Source organism: Streptomyces sp. LX-29 (assembly GCF_029541745.1).
Classification (GTDB): Bacteria; Actinomycetota; Actinomycetes; order Streptomycetales; family Streptomycetaceae; genus Streptomyces.
In genome coordinates, this window is record NZ_CP089746.1 from 3,290,641 (window position 1) to 3,309,011 (window position 18,371).

Sequence of the window (18,371 nt, forward strand, 5' to 3'; positions counted from 1 at the left end):
CTGCCGGGAGATCCTGCGTTACCAGACATCCAGTGAATCACGCCCCCAAATCGATCACTTCAGGGGCAGCCACATCAGGATGTCGTCGCGGAGGTCGCCGCCCCCGACGTCGATCCCCTCCGGCACCCGGCCGACCTCCTTGAAGCCGACGGTGGCGTAGAAGTCCTCCGTCCCCATGCCGCCCCGCACCCCCAGGCGCAGGGCGCTGAACCCCAGGTCCCGAGCCATCTCGACGGTCTCGCGCATCAGGGCCTTGCCACGCCCGCCGCCCTGCCGCTCGGGGTCGATCATCACCGTGACCACGGTGCTCCAGTGCCGCATCAGGGGGTGGGTGTTGAGCTTGAGGTACGAGGTCCCGACCAGGCGGCCCTCCTCGTACGCCGCAAGCATCCGCAAGGCGCCGGAGGCGACGGCCGCCGCCTGCGCGTCGGCGGTGGGGCGTATCTCCTCGGCGGTGACCGGGGGGACGAAGCCGACGGCACCGCCCGCCTGGGACACCCGCGTCCAGAGCTGGAGGACCTCCTCCCGCAGCGCGGGGGTGAGCTCCGGGTCCCGGACGAAATCAAGATCAGTAAGGGGCATGGGGCGAAGTTATCCGTTACACCCCCGGGTGGCAACAGTCGACCGCGCGCCCCACCCACACCGCCGCACGACGAAGGGGTGGCACCCGCCTCGGCGGATGCCACCCCTTCGTCGACCTCGTCGACGTGCGCGTCAGACCCGCATCGGCTGCGGGGACTCCCGGAGCTCGGGGTCCGGGCCCGGGTAGTCCCGGATGACCTCGTAGCGCGTGTTGCGCTCCACCGGCCTGAAGCCCGCGTCCCGGATCAGGTCGAGCAGGTCCTCACGGGTCAGCTTGTCCGGCGTCCCGTAGTTGTCGGCGTCGTGGGTGATCTTGTACTCGACGACCGAGCCGTCCATGTCGTCCGCGCCGTGCTGCAGCGCCAGCTGGGCGGTCTGCACGCCGTGCATCACCCAGAAGACCTTCACATGCGGGACGTTGTCGAACAGCAGCCGGGAGACCGCGAAGGTCTTCAGCGCTTCGGCGCCGGTCGCCATCGTGGTCCGCGCCTGCAGACGGTTGCGGATCTTGCCGTCCTTCATGTCCACGAAGTCGTGCTGGTAGCGCAGCGGGATGAAGACCTGGAAGCCGCCGGTCTCGTCCTGGAGCTCGCGCAGCCGCAGCACGTGGTCCACCCGGTGGCGCGGCTCCTCGATGTGGCCGTAGAGCATGGTGCAGGGCGTCTTGAGGCCCTTGGAGTGCGCGAGCCGGTGGATGCGCGACCAGTCCTCCCAGTGGGTCTCGTGGTCGACGATGTGCTGCCGCACCTCCCAGTCGAAGATCTCGGCGCCGCCGCCGGTCAGCGACTCCAGGCCGGCGTCGATCAGCTCGTCGAGGATCTCCGACGCGGAGAGGCCGGAGATCTTCTCGAAGTGGTGGATCTCGGTGGCGGTGAACGCCTTCAGCGAGACCTCCGGCAGCGCCTCCTTCAACGCCCGCAGCGAGCGCGGGTAGTAGCGCCAGGGCAGCGTCGGGTGGAGGCCGTTGACGATGTGCAGCTCGGTGAGGTTCTCGTTCTCCATCGCCTTGGCGAGGCGGACGGCCTCCTCGATGCGCATCGTGTACGCGTCCTTCTCCCCCGGCTTGCGCTGGAAGGAGCAGTACGCGCAGGACGCGGTGCACACGTTCGTCATGTTCAGATGACGGTTGACGTTGAAGTGCACCACGTCGCCGTTCTTCCGCGCGCGCACCTCGTGGGCCAGGCCACCGAGCCAGGCCAGGTCGTCCGACTCGTAGAGGGCGATACCGTCCTCGCGGGTCAGCCGCTCCCCGGCCCGGACCTTCTCCTCCAGCTCGCGCTTGAGCCCCGCGTCCATAGTCGGCCGCCTCCCATACGTCTGCTTATGTGGGCCTTGACGAGCCTACGCCTAGGCGTTCTCGGGCAGTTCGCCGACCCGGTTCTCCCACTTCGTGGAGAGCACGATGGTGGTCCGGGTGCGGGACACGCCCTTGGTGCCGGACAGCCGACGGATCGTCCGCTCCAGCCCGTCCACGTCGGTGGCCCGCACCTTGAGCATGTACGAGTCGTCGCCGGCGATGAACCAGCAGTCCTCGATCTCGGCGAGCTCGCGCAGCCGCTGGGCCACCTCCTCGTGGTCGGTGGCGTCCGAGAGCGAGATGCCGATGAGCGCGGTGACACCGAGGCCGAGCGAGGCCGCGTCGACGGTCGCGCGATAGCCGGTGATCACACCGGCCGCCTCCAGGCGGTTGATCCGGTCCGTGACGCTCGGGCCGGAGAGGCCGACCAGCCGGCCGAGCTCCGCGTATGAGGCCCTGCCGTTCTCGCGCAGGGCCTGGATGAGCTGCCTATCCACCGCGTCCATATGCCTGGAGCCTTCCATTGTTCTGCTATCCCGCTGGTTTACATGTAGAATCTAAGGCATCAGGGCCGAAGGCCCTGCGAATCAGTGCACGCTTTGTCTAACTTGCCTAACGATCAATGACGATCCCCAGGAGATGAGTCTCACCGTGTACACGATCGAGATGGCCTATGCCCGCATGCGTGAGCTGCAGGAGCTGGCCGACCGCTCGCGTGCTCACCAGCCCACCGGCACCCGCCGGGCCAAGGCGGCCAAGGACCGCTTCGCCCGCGCCGCCAAGCGCTGAACACCCAAGCGCTGAACGCTCAGCGCTGATCCTCCCCCCGGGGGCCCATGGAGCCGGTCGGTCCGGCCGGACCGACCGCGGCGGCCGACGCCGCCGGCCCGGCGGAGCCATCGGCGAAGCCGCCCCCGAGCTCTCCTTCCCACCGGCGGTACAGCTTGTGCGGCACACCCGCCGCGTCCAGCACCCGCCCGGCGACGAAGTCCACCAGATGCTGGATGTGCGTCGCCCCCGCGTAGAACGCCGGCGAGGCGGGCACCACCACGGCGCCCGCCTCGTCCAGCGTCACCAGCGCCTTCAGCGTCTGCCCGCTCAGCGGGGCCTCCCGCACCGTGACCACCAGCGGCCGGCGCTCCTTGAGCGTCACGCTCGCCACCCGCTGCAGCAGGTCCTTGGACAGCCCCAGCGCCACCCCGGCCACGCACGCCGTGCTCGCCGGGACGATCAGCATCCCCTTCGCCGGGTACGACCCCGAGGACGGCCCCGCCGCCAGGTCGCCGGCCGACCAGTAACGCACCGCGGAGACGTCCACGTCGAAGGCGTCCGGCGTGCCGTCGGCGCCGCGCGCCAGCCACGTCCGCAGGTCCTCCCGCCAGTGGGCGTCCCGGAACGCGATGCCGGTCTCGTCCAGCAGCGTCAGCCGCGAGGCCCGGCTGACCACCAGGTCGACCGCCTCGCCGGCCTGCACCAGCGCGCGCAGCACCGCCGCGGCGTACGGCGTCCCGGACGCTCCGGACACCCCGACGACCCAGGGACGGCGGGTCTCCCGGTCGGCGGCCGCTCCGGGCGGCTGCCCCTCACTGAGCTCTTCGCACGGATTCACATACCGAGACTATCCGGAGCGCTTCACGCGCCATCACACGCGCGGGTGACGGTCACCCTCAGGGGCCGTCACCCACCCGTGAGAGGCGGCGCGGTCACACGCTCAGGCCGCGCACCAGCAGGTCCAGCAGCGCGCAGAGGAACAGCGCGATGCCGATGAAGCCGTTGACCGTGAAGAAGCTGCGGTTCAGCCGGGACAGGTCGTGCGGCCGCACGATCGAGTGCTCGTAGAGGAAGGCCGAGGCGACGATCGCCAGGCCCACCCAGAAGAAGGCGCCCGCGTCCGTGGCCACCCCGTACCACCCGAGGAGCAGGGTGGTGACGACATGGCAGACCCGTGCCCCGTACAGCGCGCCGGGGACCCCGAAGCGGGCCGGCACCGACCTCACCCCGTGCGCGAGGTCGGACTCGACGTCCTGGCAGGCGTAGATCAGGTCGAAGCCGCCGATCCACACCCCGACCGCCAGGCCCAGCACGACCGCGTCCCAGGACCACTCGCCGGTGATCCCGATCCACGCGCCGACCGGACCCATCGCCTGGGCGAGGCCGAGGATCGCGTGCGGGAAGTCCGTGAACCGCTTGCCGTACGGATAGACCACCATCGGGACCACCGCCACCGGCGCCAGCGCCAGGCAGAGCGGACCCAACAGCGCCGCCGCGCCCAGGAACACCACCAGCGCCACCAGCGCGCCCACCCAGGCGGTGCGGACCGAGACCGCGCCGGTGACCAGCTCCCGGGAGGCGGTGCGCGGGTTCCGCGCGTCGATCTCCCGGTCGATGATCCGGTTGGCGGCCATCGCGAAGGTGCGCAGCCCCACCATGGCCACCGTCACCAGCAGCAGCCGCAGCCAGTGGATGTCCCCGTCCCACAGCAGCATCGCGGTGAGCGCGGCGATGTACGCGAAGGGCAGCGCGAAGACCGAGTGTTCGATCATCACCAGCCGCAGGAACGCCTTGACCCGGCCGCTGGACTCGGCGGGGCGGCCGGACCCGAGGACCCCCTCGGCGGCGCTCACCGCCCGTCCTCCGGAACAGCCCCGCGCCGGCGGCGGGAGGACCCGGCCGCCACGCTGCCCACGCCCGTCATGGACCGGCCCCTCACAGCCCGTACTCCTTCCACCGCCGGGTCACCCGGTCGGCGATCCGCGGGTCCGACTCGACCATCTCCGGCCAGCCGCCGTCGCGCGTGTAGCCCTCCTCGGGCCACTTCGCCGTGGCGTCGATGCCCGCCTTGCCGCCCCAGAACTTCTGGTACGAGGAGTGGTCGAGGTGGTCCACCGGACCCTCGACGACGGTCAGGTCGCGGGCGTAGTCCGTGTTGCCCAGCGCCCGCCAGGAGACCTCGTGCAGGTTGTGCACGTCGCAGTCGGCGTCGACCACGATGATCAGCTTGGTCAGCGACATCATGTGCGCGCCCCAGATGGCGTGCATCACCTTCTGCGCGTGCTTGGGGTACTTCTTGTCGATCGAGACGATCGCGCAGTTGTGGAAGCCGCCGGACTCCGGCAGGTGGTAGTCCACGATGTCCGGAATGATGATCTTCAGCAGCGGAAGGAAGAACCGCTCGGTGGCCCGCCCCAGCGGGCCGTCCTCGGTCGGCGGCCGCCCCACCACGATGGACTGGAGCAGCGGACGGCGGCGCATCGTGACGCAGTCGATGGTCAGCGCCGGGAAGTCCTCCTGCGGGGTGTAGAAGCCGGTGTGGTCGCCGAACGGGCCCTCCGGGAGCATCTTCCCCGGCTCCAGCCAGCCCTCCAGGACCACCTCGGCGTTGGCCGGCACCTGGAGCGGCACCGTCTTGCAGTCGACCATCTCCACCCGCCGGCCCTGCAGGAAGCCGGCGAAGAGGTACTCGTCGATGTCGCCGGGGAGCGGGGCGGTGGAGGCGTACGTCACGGCCGGCGGACAGCCGAAGGCGATCGCCACCGGCAGCCGCTCGCCGCGCCGCGCGGCCACCTGGTAGTGGTTGTGGCTGTCCTTGTGGATCTGCCAGTGCATGCCGATGGTGCGCCGGTCGTGGCGCTGGAGCCGGTACAGACCCAGGTTGCGCACCCCGGTCTCCGGGTCCTTGGTGTGGGTCAGGCCCAGGTTGTAGAAGGACCCGCCGTCCTTGGGCCAGGTGAACAGCGCCGGGATCGCGTCCAGGTCGACCTGGTCGCCGGTGAGCACCACCTCGTGCACCGGAGCGTCCTTGACCTTCTTCGGCGGCACGTGCGCCATGCTGCCGAGCTTCCCGAAGGCCTCCCGCAGCCCGCCGACGCCGTGCGGCAGCTCCGGCTTGAGCAGCCCGCCGATCTTCTCGCTGATCTCCTCGTACGAGCCCAGCCCGAGCGCCTTCAGCAGCCGACGGTCGGTGCCGAAGACGTTCATCGCCAGCGGGATCGGGGAGCCCTTCACGTTCTCGAAGAGGAGGGCGGGTCCACCGGCCTTGTTCACCCGGTCGACGATCTCCCCGATCTCCAGATACGGATCGACTTCGACCTTGATGCGCTTGAGGTCGCCTTCGCGGTCAAGCGCCCGCAGAAACGAACGAAGATCGTCATAAGCCATGCGGTCCAGTATCCGGCACGCACTACCCTGGACCGGTAACTGGGTGCCGCGCTTAGGGCTCCCGGCTCCGACACCGCACACGCAGGGGGACGGCCTCATGCTCCGGGTGCTGCTGATTCTGGTGCCGCTGGCGCTCAGCATCTACGCCTTCATCGACTGCATCACCACCGACGAGCAGGACGTCCGCTATATCCCCAAGCCCATCTGGGCGATCCTCGTGCTGCTCTTCCCGGTGGTCGGCTCGATCTCCTGGCTGATCGCCGGCAAGCAGCGCGGGCCCGTCGGCGCCGGCGGGTCGGGCGGCTTCGGCTTCGGCGGCCGACGCGGCGGCGGCTGGGTCGCCCCGGACGACAACCCCGAGTTCCTCAAGTCACTCGGCGACACCTCCGGGCGCGACGGCGAGACGCCCTCGTCGGGCGACCGGACCGAGCAGGCCGAGCGGGACGAGGCGCTGCTGAAGGACTGGGAGGCGGACCTGCGCCGCCGCGAGGACGAACTGCGGCGCAAGGGCGACAAGGGCGACGGCCCGGAGGACACCCCGCCCGCGAAGTGACGCCGGGGCCCGCCCGATGGGCGGCGCCGACCGGCGGGCGTGGAGTACGACGGTCAGTCGCGGGGCCAGTTCGTCGTGTCGATGGTGGCCTCGGGGAACGGGAGCGGGAACTTCGTCCCAAAGGCATAGGTCGACACGTCGGTGTACTCGCCGTTCTGCGGGGCGTGGTGGACGTGCACGTATCCGGTCTTGGGGTCGGCGATGACGTACGTCGGCACGCCGGCCACGGCGTAGACCTTCAGCTTGGCGTCGTAGTCGTCCCGGCGGCTGCCGCGGGAGACGACCTCCGCCACCAGGCGGACGTCCCGGTAGTCCCACCCGCCGTTCTCGTCCTCCTTCGCGTCATCGGCGAGGAGCGCCACATCGGGGCAGTAGCCGTTGAGTGCACCAGGGAAATCGATCCGCACATCCCACAAGATGTTCGCATCGAGTCCGCACACGTCCTCCAACGACCGGTTGATCCTGCGAATGATCGTCGAGTGGACGAAACGCTGTGGATTCATGACGATCTCCCCCTCGATGACCTCCGCCCGGTAGCCCGCAGGCACATTCATCGCCTCGATGAGATCGAACATCTCATCCAGGCGGGCAGAGTCCATCACCATGGTCATCTCGGCACCTCCCCGGCAGTCCTCTTCGAGCCTAGCGGCCTCTAAGGGTGGTCGCCCGCCTTATCCACAACCCCCCGGCGTTCAGCGTCCCCACGGCCGCGGCCGGCTACCGTGACGTATGTCACGAAAACCGGCCGCGATGCGGACGAGTGGGCCCGGGGGCCGAGCGACCCCGCCGCGGGGTCGCATACGGCCCGTCAGACCCCGGCGTAGGAGTGCTTGCCGGAGACGAAGATGTTGATCCCGTAGTAGTTGAAGAGGTAGCAGCCGAAGGCGGCCAGGGCCAGATAGGCGGCCTTGCGGCCCTTCCAGCCGGCGGTGGCGCGGGCGTGCAGGTAGCCGGCGTAGGCGACCCAGGTGATGAAGGACCAGACCTCCTTGGGGTCCCAGCCCCAGTAGCGGCCCCAGGCGGCCTCGGCCCAGATCGCGCCGGCGATGATCGTGAACGTCCACAGCGGGAAGACCGTGGCGTTGATGCGGTACGCGAACTTGTCGAGCGAGGCGGCGGAGGGCACCCGCTCCAACACGGACCGGGCGAACGCGCCGGACTGCTTGCCGTCCGGGTTCTCCAGCCGCTCCTCGTACCGGTCGCGGAAGAGGTAGAGCAGCGTGGAGACCGCGCCCAGGTAGAGGGCGGCACCGGAGATGATGGCGCAGCTGACGTGGATCCACAGCCAGTACGAGTGCAGCGCCGGGACCAGCTGGTCGCTCTCGGTGTAGAGCACAGAGACCGCCAGGCCCAGGTCGAGCAGGACCGTGGTGACCAGCGGCAGGCCGATCCAGCGGACGTTCTTCTTCAGCGCCAGCAGGGCCAGGTACGTGCCGACCGCGACCATGGCGAAGGTCGTGGAGAACTCGTACATGTTGCCCCAGGGGGCGCGCTGCACGGACAGGGCGCGCGACACGACCCCGCCGACGTGCATGAGGAAGCCCAGCACGGTCAGCGAGATCGCGATCCGTCCGTACAGGTCGCCCTTCTCGCTGCCGCCCGCGGCGCCCGGGCCGTCCGGGACGTCCCGGCTACCGACGGCGGAGCGGGTCACGACCTTCGGCCGCTCCAGCACGGCGGTGGCACCGCCCTTGCCGCCGACCTGGACGGCGACCTTGGCTGCGGCCGGGGCGTTCGCGGTGATCGCCGAGGCGGTACGGCCGACGGCGCTGCGGCTGCCGAACACCCACTCACTGATGTGGGCCAGGAAGGCGAGGGTGTAGACCGCCATCGCCGAATAGATCAGCACATTGCTGGACTGGGCCAGGTTCTCGTTGACTTCGGCAGCGAGGTTCACGCGCGCGCTCCTTCGGCAGCGTCAGCGGGTTCTGCGGGGTCGTCGGCGTCCGGAGCGGAGCCGTCGGGGTCGGGGTCCGGTTCCGGGGCCGGCGGGGCGTCCGCCTGGAGCGCCACGGCGAGGTCGGCGAGCTCCTCGGGGAGCTTCAGCGACTCGCTGCGGCCCAGGCCGGCCATCTCCACCACGGTCACGCCGTCGGCGCCCGCCGTGGCGCGCACCCACACCCGGCGACGCTGGATGAACAGCGAGGCGGCCAGGCCCACCAGCGCGGCGACCGCGCCGACCAGGGCGCCGGAGTTGCCCGGCTGGTGGGAGACCTGGAAGGTCGCCCAGGGCTTGATGCCGTCGAAGGTGAGCGTCCCGGCGCCGTTCGGCAGCTTCATCGTCTCGCCGGGCCGCAGCGGGGCCTTGAACGGGGAGCCGTCGGGCTCCTTGAACTGCTTCATCCGCTTGTTGTCCAGCTGGTACACGTTCTGCGGGGTGCCGCCGTCGATGCCCAGGCTGCCGTGGTACGCGGTGAGGAAGAGCACCGGGTAGTCGAGCGCCGGGAACTGGGAGATCATGCCGCGTTCGGTGGCACCGCCGAAGGTCGGCACGAAGTAGCCCTGGAAGCCCAGCTGGTCCTTCTTGCCGTTCTTGTCCCGGTAGTCGGGGACCTTGATCACACCGGAGGAGGTGAGGTTGGAGTCCTGCGGCAGGAACGGCACCGCGCCCTTGAAGGCGATCTCGCCCTGGCCGTCCTTGACGGTGACGACCGGCGCGTAACCGTTGCCCAGCAGGAAGACCTTGGAGCCGGCGATGTCCAGCGGCTCGTTCACCTCGACGGTGGTCTTCCGCTCCTCGCCGTCGGCGCCCACCGCGTACGTGACGTCAGCCTGGTATTCGCGGGCGGTGCCGCGCTGCGGGCCGGACTTCTCGTAGCTGGCGGTGAAGCGGTCCAGCCTGAAGCTGAAGGGGTCGAGGTCGTCGACGTCGAAGAAGGTGCCGGACTTGAAGTCGTCGTACTGGCTGATGGTGTTGGCGAAGCCGGGTTCACCGGCGACGATCAGCTTGCCGCCCTCGGACTTCCACAGCTGTCCCACCGCGAAGGCGACCAGCATCACGATCAGTGCGATGTGGAAGACCAGGTTGCCTAGCTCCCGCAGATAGCCCTTCTCGGCGGCGACCGCGCCGTCGGTGACGTGGGCGCGGAAGCGGCGCCGCTTCACGATCTTCTGGGCGGCGGCCAGCACCTCGTCGGGGGTGGCCTCGGTGCGCCAGGTGGTGTACGCGGGCAGCCGGGTCAGCCGGCGCGGGGCGGCTGGCGGGCGGCCGCGGAGCTGTCCGACGAACTGCCAGCTGCGCGGCACGATGCAGCCGATCAGCGAGATGAACAGCAGGATGTAGATCGCCGAGAACCACACCGAGCCGTAGACCTGGAAGAGGCCGAGCTGCTCGTAGATCGGCGCGAGCGTCTCGTGCTTCGCCTTGAACTCGGCGACCTTGAACTCGTCCACGCTGTTCTGCGGGATCAGCGAGCCGGGGATGGCGCCGAGGGAGAGCAGCAGGAGCAGCAGCAGCGCGACCCGCATCGAGGTCAGCTGCCGCCAGAACCAGCGGAACCAGCCCAGGACCTCCCGACCGAACCACTGGGCCGCGCCCAGCGCGCCGGGGCGGCGCACCCCGCCGAACGACCCGGGGACGGCCTGGCCGGACTCCTCCGCCGGGGCCGTGGACAGCTGGGAGCCGGCCGCGCCGAGGTCGCTGTCCTCGGCGGGGGCCGCGGCCCGCGCGGCGCCGTCGTCGGTGGCGTCACCGTCCGGCGCCGGGGTGGCGGCGGAGTCGGTGTCGGTGGTGGCCATGGATCAGATCCCCACGTTGAAGCTGTTGGACCAGTACTGCATGTCGGCGATCATCCGGTCCCAGGCACCGGTCAGCAGCAGCACGCCGAGCAACACCAGCATGCCGCCTCCCAGCCGCATCACCCACACGTAGTGGCGCTTGACCCAGCTGAACGCGCCGAGCGCGCGCCGGTAGGCGAGGGCGACCGCTATAAACGGCAGGCCGAGGCCCAGGCAGTAGGCGAAGGTGAGCAGCGCGCCGCGGCCGGCGCTGGCCTGGTTGATGGCCAGGGTCTGGACGGCACCGAGGGTGGGGCCCATGCAGGGCGTCCAGCCGACGCCGAAGAGCGCGCCGAGCAACGGCGCGCCGGTCAGACCCATGGTGGGCTTCATGTGGAAGCGGAACTCGCGCTGTCCGAAGAGCGAGAACAGCCCCATGAAGGCCAGGCCCATGACGATCGTCAGGACCCCGAGGATCTTGTTGACGGTCTCCCGGTGCACCATCAGGTCCTGGCCGATGCTCCCGAAGAACGCCCCCTGGGAGATGAAGACGGCCGAGAAGCCGAGGACGAACAGGGAGGCGCCGGCGAGCATCCGACCGCGTCTGGCCTCGCCCAGGTCGGTGCCGGTGACGCCGGTGACGTACGACATATAGCCGGGCACCAGCGGCAGCACACACGGAGAGAAGAAGGAGACCAGACCCGCGAAGAGGGCGAGCGGCAGGGCGAGCAGCAGCGCGCCCGAGTTGACGGTCGCTTCGGCGTCGACGCCCGCGGCGAGAGAGATCACGGGATCACTTCTCCGCGATGACCGGGTCGATCAGCTCGTGCAGGCGCTTCTCGCTGAGCGGCTGCATGGTGCGTGCCGCGACCTTGCCGTCCCGGTCGATCACGACCGTGCTCGGGATGCCCTGCGGGAGCAGCGTGCCCTTGGGGAAGCGCAGCAGCAGCTTGCCCGCGGGGTCGTAGAGGCTCGGGTAGTCGACCTCGAATTCCTTCTCGAACTTGATCGCCGACGCCCGGTTGGGGTCGCGGGTGTTGATCCCGACGAACTGCACGCCCTTGGACTCGGTCTCCTTGGCGACCTTGACCAGGTTGGGGGCCTCCGCCCGGCACGGCGCGCACCACGAGCCCCAGACGTTCAGGACGACGACCTTGCCCTTGTAGTCCGCGATGTCGAGATCGTCGCCCTGGAGGTCCTCGCCGCTGAGGTCGGGGGCCGCCTGGCGGTCGCCCTTGGCGACCCGGTCGATCCCGTTCTTGCCCTGGATGTAGTTGGTGTTGGATCCTCCGCCGGACACCCCGCCCGAACCGCAGGCGGAAAGCGTCAGCGCGGCAACGGCGGCCCCGGCGGCCAGCACGGTTGCGCGACGGCGGGTCACGAGACGCCGGGGGGCGCGGCAGGCACTCATGTGAAAAGTTTCGCATGGGCGGTTTAGGGATCTTCCGCACCCCCCACCCGGCCCGCGCGCACCCCCTCTCACCACCGGTTTCGCCCTCACACCGGAACCGCCCCGCGCGCCGTCGCGGCGCCGGGGCGATACCGGGTGATGCGGGGGCGCCGGGGCGCCCGGGGGCGCGCCCGCACCGACGGGCGCGGACGGGGGCCGGGCGCCGGGCGGCTCAGCGGGCCCCGGCGAAAGGTTGGCCGACGCCCAGCCGGCGCAGGTCGGCGAGGACCGCGGGGTCCTGGGCGTCCAGCCAGTCGCAGAGCTGCCGGAAGGACACCAGCCGGACGTCCTTGTGCTTCTCGTCGGTGATGTGCTTGATCGCCTCCTCGACGGCGTCCATGTAGATGCCGCCGTTCCACTGCTCGAAGTGGTTGCCGATGAAGAAGGGCGCGCGGTTGGTGGTGTAGGCGCGCTTGAACCCGGCGATGTAGGCGTTGGCGGCCTGCTGGCGCCAGCGCGGGTAGTTGGCCGGCGGGGCCTTGGTGGAGTTCTGGGACTGGTTGGCCAGGATGTTGTAGTCCATCGAGAGCACCTCGAAGGAGTGGCCGGGGAAGGGCATCTGCTGGAGCGGGAGGTCCCAGATGCCCTGCTTCTTGGTGGGCCAGACCTGGAGGCCACCGGGCGAGCTGGCGTCGTAGCGCCAGCCGAGCTTCTTGGCGGTGGGCAGCAGGTTCTCCTGCCCCAGCAGACAGGGGGCGCGGCCGCCGACGAGCTCCTTGCGGTAGTCGAAGGGCAGCGGCTTCAGGTCGGTGAAGCCGGTGTTGGTGCGCCACTTGGTGACGAAGGACACGGCCTGCTCGATCTCCGACTCCCACTGGGCCGGGGTCCAGTGCTTCACCGAGCCGCCGCCGGTGCAGAAGTGGCCGTTGAAGTGGGTGCCTATCTCGTGGCCCTCCAGCCACGCCTCGCGCACGTTCTCCAGCGTCGCCCGGACGTGGTCGTCGGTGAGGTAGCCGATGTCGGAGGCGCCGACCGGGTTGTTCGGCGGCCGGTAGAGGTTCTTCTTCGACTCCGGCAGGCAGTAGATCCCGGACAGGAAGAAGGTCATCGACGCGTTGTGCTCGCGGGCGAGCTTGCGGAAGCGCGGGAAGAGCCCGTTGCCGACCTCGCCGGCGCCGTCCCAGGAGAAGACCACGAACTGCGGTGGCTTCTGCCCCGGCTCCAGCCGCTCGGGCTTGCCGGGCTGGTTCGGTTGGGCGCCGGACTCGGCGGTGGAGCCGTCGCCGATCGGCTTGGCCTGCTGGGTCTGCCGTGGCTTCTTGTCCGTGCCCGACCCGGAGGAGTCCTTCGAGCACCCGGCGACGGTCATCGCCGTCGCGGCCCCCACACCGAGTCCGAGCAGCCCCCGTCGGCTGATATTGCGCATACCGTCACCATCCGTACTCGTCACACCCAAGCCCGCGTAAACGGACACCGAATGAGATGAGCGGATGGCGGGCGGGGTTCCGTCCGCCGGCCGAAAAGTCCCGCTGTCGACTGACCGTTTCGGGTCGGTTACGCGATGCGGACACGGGAGGCGAACCGGTCGGGGGTGCGGCGCATCGCACCCGCCCTGACGGAACCGGGCCCGGCGAGCGCTCGGCGTCAGCTCATCGCCGCGGCGAACACCCCGATGCCGATCACCGGGTACACCGCGAGGAAGAGCCCGATGCCGGCGGCACACTCACGCACGCTCTGCAGGGGGTGCAGGGGGTTGTCGCGGCACGGCAGGACCCAGGCGATCGCGAGCAGGAGCATGGCGACCACCGGGCTGAGGACGCCGCTGTCGCCCGCGAATCCGTAAACGCCGAACTGCACGGCAAGGCACGGCCCACCCACGAGCGTGGCCACGAGGGGCGTCTTCCACCACCGGCGCTCGGCGGAGGACACGGGTCGAACGTCAGTGCTCTGGCTCATGTCCGCCATCCCACCAGCGCCGAAGATCCAGGGCATCGCGCGGCGAGCTCATTCCCTCTGAGTACCGGTACTCAGACGCACGCCTCGCCGCGGCGGTCGAAGGGGTACGTGCGGCCGACGGCCGCACGGTGTGCAGGCGAGGCGCTGAGCGGGCTCGGCGAAGTCCGGTGCGGTTCGGTAGCGCCCCAAAGGGGCGCGGGGCGCGGTTACCTGTGCGGCTCCGCCGCGCGGGCGCGACCAGCCACGACGCACCCGCAGCCGGCACACCGGACATCCAGTGAAACGCTTAGGCGCCGAAGCCCTTGGAGGCGCCCTTGATGGCGCCCTTGCCCCAGCGAGGCTGGGCACCCGCGCGCAGGTGCGCGGGGACCAGGTCGAGGGCCGGCTCGCTGTAGCCCACGGACACGATCTTGTCGCCGCGGTAGGTGAAGCTGGTCAGGCTGGCCAGGGTGCACTGCCGCTTGCGCGGGTCGTGCCACAGCCGCCGCCGCTCGGCGAACTGCCGCACCACCCAGATCGGCAGCTGGTGGCTGACACAGACCGCCTCATGGCCGCGCGCGGCGTCCCGCGCGGCGCCCAGCGCCTCCATCATCCGCACGACCAGCTCGATGTACGGCTCGCCCCAGGAGGGCCGGAAGGGGTTGGTGAGGTACTTCCAGTTCTCCGGCTTCTTCAGCGCGCCGTCGCCGACGCCGAAGGTCTTGCCCTGGAAGATGTTGTCCGCCTCGATCAGCCGCTCGTCCGAGGCGATGTCCAGGCCGTGCGCCTTGGCGATCGGGGTGGCGGTCTCCTGGGCGCGCTCCAGCGGCGAGGCCACGACATGGGTGATGTCGCGGCCGGCCAGATGCTCGGCGACCCGGTCGGCCATCTGCCGGCCCAGCTCGGAGAGGTGGTAGCCGGGCAGCCTCCCGTAGAGGACGCCGTCGGGGTTCGCCACCTCGCCGTGGCGCATCAGGTGGACGACGGTGACGTCGCTGTCGGTCTTGGGGGTGGTGGTCATCTCATCCATCACTCGGCGGCTTCGGTGGCCTGGGCGGCGGCCCGTGCGGCCTTCGGCAGGGCGGTGGCGACACGCTCGATCGCGCGCGCGTCGTGGGCCGTGGAGACGAACCACGACTCGAACGCGGACGGCGGGAGGTACACGCCCTCGGCGAGCATCGCATGGAAGAACGCGGTGAACCGGAAGCTCTCCTGGCGCTTGGCGTCCTCGTAGTCCCGCACCTCGCGGTCGGTGAAGAAGACGGAGAACATGTTGCCCGCCGTCTGGAGCCGGTGCGCCACGCCCGCCTCGGTCAGCGCCTGGGTGACCAGGCCCCGGATCTCGGCGGACACCGCGTCGACCTTCGCGTAGGCCGCGTCGTCCAGCAACCGCAGCTGGGCGAGGCCGGCGGCGGTGGCGATCGGGTTACCGGAGAGCGTGCCCGCCTGGTAGACCGGGCCGGCCGGGGCCAGGTGCGCCATCACGTCGGCGCGGCCGCCGAAGGCCGCGGCCGGGAAGCCGCCGCCCATGACCTTGCCGAAGGTCATCAGGTCCGGACGCACCCCGTCGACGCCGTACCAGCCGGCCTTCGAGACCCGGAAGCCGGTCATGACCTCGTCCGAGACGTAGAGCGCGCCGTTCTTCTCACAGGCGGCCTTGAGCCCCGCGTTGAAGCCCGGCAGCGGCGGCACCACGCCCATGTTGCCCGGCGACGCCTCGGTGATCACACACGCGATCTCGCCCGGGTGGGCGTGGAAGGCGGCCTGCACCGCCTCCAGGTCGTTGTAGGGGAGCACGATGGTGTCGCCGGCCTGCGCGCCGGTCACGCCCGGGGTGTCCGGCAGCCCGAAGGTCGCCACCCCGGAGCCCGCCGCGGCGAGCAGGGCGTCCACATGCCCGTGGTAGCAGCCGGCGAACTTGATCACCTTGGTGCGGCCGGTGAAGCCGCGGGCCAGTCGGATCGCCGACATCGTCGCCTCGGTGCCGGAGGAGACCAGGCGCACCTGCTCCAACGGCTCGATCCGGGCGACCATCTCCTCGGCGAGCGCGACCTCGCCCTCCCCCGGCGTACCGAAGGACGTGCCACGGGCGACGGCGGCCTGCACCGCCGCGATCACCTCCGGGTGGGCATGGCCGAGGATCATCGGCCCCCAGGAACACACGAGGTCGACGTACTCCCTGCCGTCGGCATCGGTGAGGTACGGACCATCACCGGACACCATGAAACGGGGCGTACCGCCCACGGCGCGGAACGCGCGCACGGGAGAGTTCACGCCGCCAGGCGTCACGATGGCCGCACGGTCGAATAGCGTCTGCGAAACTGGTGCTGCGTACGGATAGGGATTGCTCACGCAGCCATGGTGTCAGAGGCTGACGGGGACGTGCGTCCGGGCGTTTCACCGCCCGCACGCGGGGGAGGTCTCTGACACGATGATCGGGTTGCGCGGCGGGGGCGGTGCCTCCTGGAAAGCAGTCGGGTGAGGATATGCATCGCGGTGGCGAACTGGGCGAGGGGACCGATGACCGGGGCCCCGAGCGCCCCCACGCTGACCGCGCCCGCCCTGAACGCACCGGCCGCGCCGGACGTACCGGACGCCATGGACGTCATCGACGCGAGGACGCGGCCGCGCCCGGGGCCACCAGCAGTACCGACGACACGAACGGAACGTCCGCCCCGGGGGACGCGCACGACGCGACCGGCGGCAGCGGCCTGTCGCGCGGAGGCAGGGGCCGCGGCATGGGGGTGACCTACAAGTACTTCGGTGCGCCCAACGGCGCCACCGCCGCCCGGGTCCCCATCTCCATGCGCCCCGAGGAGCTCGGCGGCGACGAGCTCGGCATGGGCGGCATGTTCACGAAGATCAAGCCGGAGACCGTGGCCGCCATGGTGCTCACCGGCATCGAGGGCATACCCCTGCACAAGGTCCCCCCGCTGGAGCTCGTCGTCCTGCACCCCGACTACGCGGTCGTCAAACTGCCCATGACGGTCGTCGACCCGCTGCGCGGCGTCGGCGAGGAGGCGGTCGGCGCGGCGGCCTTCATCTGGTCCACGGTCCCCGACCGTGGCGGCCCGCGCGACGCCTTCACGGTCTACCAACTGCTCCACGAGTGGCAGGACTTCAGCCACCGGCTGCACGAGGCGGGGCACCAGGCGTACTGCCTGGTGTGGCCGTGACGCCGGGCGGCCACCGCCCCGGCGGGGCCTGAGGATCGCGACACCGGAGCCCTGACCGGCCGGGGCCGCCTCGGCGCCACGGCAGCTGCGCCGGGGGTCCGACCCCGGCGGCCCCCGGCCCTCCCGTGGCCCGCGCGGCGCGCGGGCCGGGAGCCGGGGGGGCAGGTCACCAGGTGGGGCGGGCCGAGACGCCGCCGTCGACGACCAGGTCGTGTCCGGTGACCCAGGAGGCCATCGCCGAGGCCAGGAAGACGCATGCGTCGCCGATGTCCTCGGGCCGGCCCAGCCGCCCGGCCGGCGCGGCCCGGCGCCAGCGGTCCACCCCCTCGGGCCACGCCTCCTCGATGCCGTCGCGGGCCATCAGCCCCGGCGAGACGGTGTTGACCCGGATGCCGTCGGCGCCGTACTCCAGCGCCGCCGAGCGGGCGTGCATGATGACCGCCGACTTCGCGGCGCAGTAGTGGGCGTGCCCCGGCGCGGGCCGGGTGCCCTCGATCGAGGCGATGTGCGTGATCGAGCCGCCGCCGCTCGCGCGCATCACGGCCGCGGCGGCCTGGGTGCAGGCGAAGACGCTCAGCACGTTCAGGTCGGAGACCGTGCGCCACTCGGCCGTGGACATGCCCGCCAGCCCCCGGACCGGCTGCACCCCCGCGTTGTTCACCAGCGCGGTCAGCCCGCCGCGCCAGGCCGCGGCCCGCTCCACCAGCCGGTGGCAGCCGTCCTCGGTGGCCAGGTCGGCGTGGAGCGCCAGCGCGCTGCCGCCGACCCGCTCGATCCGGTCCACGACCTCCCGCGCGGCGGCCTCGCTCGTACGGTAGTGAACGGCCACCGCCGCACCGGCGGCGGCGAACCGCAGTGCGATGCCCCGTCCGACCCCGCCCCCGGCGCCGGTGACCAGCGCCACCTGACCGGTGAGGTCGGGCAGGCCGGCGGCGAGGGGACGAGCCGTGCCGTCGTCGTGGCCGGTCACGGCCGGGCCAGGGTCGCGATCCACTGGGCCTCCCCGGGGTAGCGCGCGGTCAACTCGGCCGCGTCCCCGTGCTCGTAGTCGTCCTCGGTGAAGCCGGGCGCCATGGTGCAGCCGAACAGCGACCAGGCGCCGCCGTCGGCCACCCGCGCTCCCATCCAGGTGCCGGCCGGCACGGTGTACTGCACCCGCTCGCCACCGAAGACGTCCTGGCCGAGGGTGACGGTGCGGGAGCTGCCGTCCGGGGCGAGCAGCAGCAGCGTCAGCGGATCGCCGAGGTAGAAGTGCCAGACCTCGTCGACGGGGAGCCGGTGCAGGGCGGAGAAGTCGTCCGGCGCGGCGGTCAGCAGCATCACGATCGCCGACCCCTCCGGCCGGCCGTCCGGCCGCGCGGGCCCCGCCCAGGTGCGCCGGTACCGTCCGCCCTCGCGGGGCAGCGGCGCCAGCCGGAAGAGGGCGGCCAGCGCCTCGGGATCGATGTCGCCGCGCACGCCCGTCCCTCCGCTCGACAGGACCTCGTCTCCCCGGGCGTCGTCGCGCTCCGCGATCTCCGCCCGGGACCAGCCTCAACATGGCAGCTTCCCCGGGCCGGGTCA

The 18,371-nt window shown here is 71.0% G+C and carries 20 protein-coding genes; 3 read left to right on the forward strand and 17 right to left on the reverse strand.

Annotated elements, in window-relative coordinates; genetic code table 11:
* Window positions 1-54: 54 nt before the first annotated feature.
* The 3 genes from LRS74_RS14065 to LRS74_RS14075 all read right to left on the reverse strand — a co-directional run bounded on the left by LRS74_RS14065 (window position 55) and on the right by LRS74_RS14075 (window position 2,385).
* On the reverse strand, window positions 55-582 hold the full coding sequence (locus LRS74_RS14065) for a GNAT family N-acetyltransferase (RefSeq protein WP_277741313.1): 528 nt from the start codon (window positions 580-582) through the stop codon (window positions 55-57).
* A 132-nt stretch (window positions 583-714) separates the two neighbouring features.
* Window positions 715-1,878 carry an aminofutalosine synthase MqnE gene (gene mqnE, locus LRS74_RS14070; RefSeq protein WP_277741314.1) on the reverse strand — a complete coding sequence of 388 codons (1,164 nt, stop codon included), beginning with the start codon at window positions 1,876-1,878 and terminating at the stop codon, window positions 715-717.
* A 51-nt stretch (window positions 1,879-1,929) separates the two neighbouring features.
* Window positions 1,930-2,385 carry an Lrp/AsnC family transcriptional regulator gene (locus tag LRS74_RS14075; protein ID WP_277741315.1) on the reverse strand — a complete coding sequence of 152 codons (456 nt, stop codon included), beginning with the start codon at window positions 2,383-2,385 and terminating at the stop codon, window positions 1,930-1,932.
* Between the two features lie 133 nt (window positions 2,386-2,518).
* Between LRS74_RS14075 and LRS74_RS14080 the strand changes: the two genes are divergently transcribed.
* Window positions 2,519-2,668: a hypothetical protein gene (locus tag LRS74_RS14080; protein WP_277741316.1), complete on the forward strand. Its 150-nt coding sequence runs from the start codon at window positions 2,519-2,521 to the stop codon at window positions 2,666-2,668.
* Window positions 2,669-2,687: 19 nt separating this feature from the next.
* Here LRS74_RS14080 and LRS74_RS14085 read toward each other — a convergent pair whose 3' ends face one another.
* The 3 genes from LRS74_RS14085 to LRS74_RS14095 all read right to left on the reverse strand — a co-directional run bounded on the left by LRS74_RS14085 (window position 2,688) and on the right by LRS74_RS14095 (window position 6,037).
* Window positions 2,688-3,404 carry a UbiX family flavin prenyltransferase gene (locus tag LRS74_RS14085; protein WP_277744752.1) on the reverse strand — a complete coding sequence of 239 codons (717 nt, stop codon included), beginning with the start codon at window positions 3,402-3,404 and terminating at the stop codon, window positions 2,688-2,690.
* Between the two features lie 178 nt (window positions 3,405-3,582).
* Complete coding sequence (mqnP, locus tag LRS74_RS14090) at window positions 3,583-4,503, reverse strand: menaquinone biosynthesis prenyltransferase MqnP (RefSeq protein WP_277741317.1); 921 nt, start codon at window positions 4,501-4,503, stop codon at window positions 3,583-3,585.
* Window positions 4,504-4,585: 82 nt separating this feature from the next.
* Window positions 4,586-6,037, reverse strand: a complete 1,452-nt coding sequence (locus tag LRS74_RS14095; RefSeq protein WP_277741318.1) for a menaquinone biosynthesis decarboxylase — start codon at window positions 6,035-6,037, stop codon at window positions 4,586-4,588.
* A 97-nt stretch (window positions 6,038-6,134) separates the two neighbouring features.
* On the opposite strand from LRS74_RS14095, the gene LRS74_RS14100 reads away from it, so the two are divergent.
* Window positions 6,135-6,590 (forward strand): PLD nuclease N-terminal domain-containing protein, encoded by a 456-nt coding sequence (locus tag LRS74_RS14100; RefSeq protein WP_277741319.1) that lies wholly within the window; start codon window positions 6,135-6,137, stop codon window positions 6,588-6,590.
* A gap of 53 nt (window positions 6,591-6,643) precedes the next feature.
* Here the strand turns inward: LRS74_RS14100 and LRS74_RS14105 are convergent, their stop codons facing one another.
* The 9 genes from LRS74_RS14105 to hemL all read right to left on the reverse strand — a co-directional run bounded on the left by LRS74_RS14105 (window position 6,644) and on the right by hemL (window position 15,984).
* Entirely contained in the window at window positions 6,644-7,201 is a 558-nt protein-coding gene (locus LRS74_RS14105) for a Uma2 family endonuclease (protein WP_277741320.1), read from the reverse strand.
* Between the two features lie 197 nt (window positions 7,202-7,398).
* A complete protein-coding gene (ccsB, locus tag LRS74_RS14110) occupies window positions 7,399-8,487 on the reverse strand; it encodes a c-type cytochrome biogenesis protein CcsB (protein WP_277741321.1) in 1,089 nt (362 codons plus the stop codon).
* Window positions 8,484-10,328, reverse strand: coding sequence for a cytochrome c biogenesis protein ResB (locus tag LRS74_RS14115; RefSeq protein WP_277741322.1), 1,845 nt, complete (start codon window positions 10,326-10,328; stop codon window positions 8,484-8,486). Before LRS74_RS14115 ends, ccsB begins: the two co-directional genes overlap by 4 nt.
* Before the next feature lie 3 nt (window positions 10,329-10,331).
* A complete protein-coding gene (locus LRS74_RS14120; protein WP_277741323.1) occupies window positions 10,332-11,096 on the reverse strand; it encodes a cytochrome c biogenesis protein CcdA in 765 nt (254 codons plus the stop codon).
* A gap of 4 nt (window positions 11,097-11,100) precedes the next feature.
* Window positions 11,101-11,718, reverse strand: coding sequence for a TlpA disulfide reductase family protein (locus LRS74_RS14125; protein WP_277741324.1), 618 nt, complete (start codon window positions 11,716-11,718; stop codon window positions 11,101-11,103).
* Between the two features lie 211 nt (window positions 11,719-11,929).
* Window positions 11,930-13,123, reverse strand: coding sequence for a hypothetical protein (locus LRS74_RS14130; protein WP_277741325.1), 1,194 nt, complete (start codon window positions 13,121-13,123; stop codon window positions 11,930-11,932).
* Window positions 13,124-13,341: 218 nt separating this feature from the next.
* A complete protein-coding gene (locus tag LRS74_RS14135; protein WP_277741326.1) occupies window positions 13,342-13,653 on the reverse strand; it encodes a hypothetical protein in 312 nt (103 codons plus the stop codon).
* 286 nt (window positions 13,654-13,939) lie between these two features.
* Window positions 13,940-14,662, reverse strand: a complete 723-nt coding sequence (locus tag LRS74_RS14140) for a histidine phosphatase family protein (protein ID WP_277741327.1) — start codon at window positions 14,660-14,662, stop codon at window positions 13,940-13,942.
* The gene (gene hemL / locus LRS74_RS14145; protein WP_277741328.1) at window positions 14,662-15,984 is read right to left on the reverse strand and encodes a glutamate-1-semialdehyde 2,1-aminomutase; all 1,323 of its coding nucleotides are present in this window, start codon (window positions 15,982-15,984) and stop codon (window positions 14,662-14,664) included. The genes LRS74_RS14140 and hemL overlap by 1 nt, the downstream gene beginning before the upstream one ends.
* 134 nt (window positions 15,985-16,118) lie before the next feature.
* Between hemL and LRS74_RS14150 the strand changes: the two genes are divergently transcribed.
* Window positions 16,119-16,808 carry a hypothetical protein gene (locus LRS74_RS14150; RefSeq protein ID WP_277741329.1) on the forward strand — a complete coding sequence of 230 codons (690 nt, stop codon included), beginning with the start codon at window positions 16,119-16,121 and terminating at the stop codon, window positions 16,806-16,808.
* A 166-nt stretch (window positions 16,809-16,974) separates the two neighbouring features.
* On the opposite strand, the gene LRS74_RS14155 is transcribed toward LRS74_RS14150, so the two are convergent.
* Window positions 16,975-17,778: a glucose 1-dehydrogenase gene (locus LRS74_RS14155; protein WP_277744754.1), complete on the reverse strand. Its 804-nt coding sequence runs from the start codon at window positions 17,776-17,778 to the stop codon at window positions 16,975-16,977.
* The gene (locus LRS74_RS14160; RefSeq protein WP_277744755.1) at window positions 17,775-18,254 is read right to left on the reverse strand and encodes a cupin domain-containing protein; all 480 of its coding nucleotides are present in this window, start codon (window positions 18,252-18,254) and stop codon (window positions 17,775-17,777) included. The genes LRS74_RS14155 and LRS74_RS14160 overlap by 4 nt, the downstream gene beginning before the upstream one ends.
* Between the last annotated feature and the right edge of the window lie 117 nt (window positions 18,255-18,371).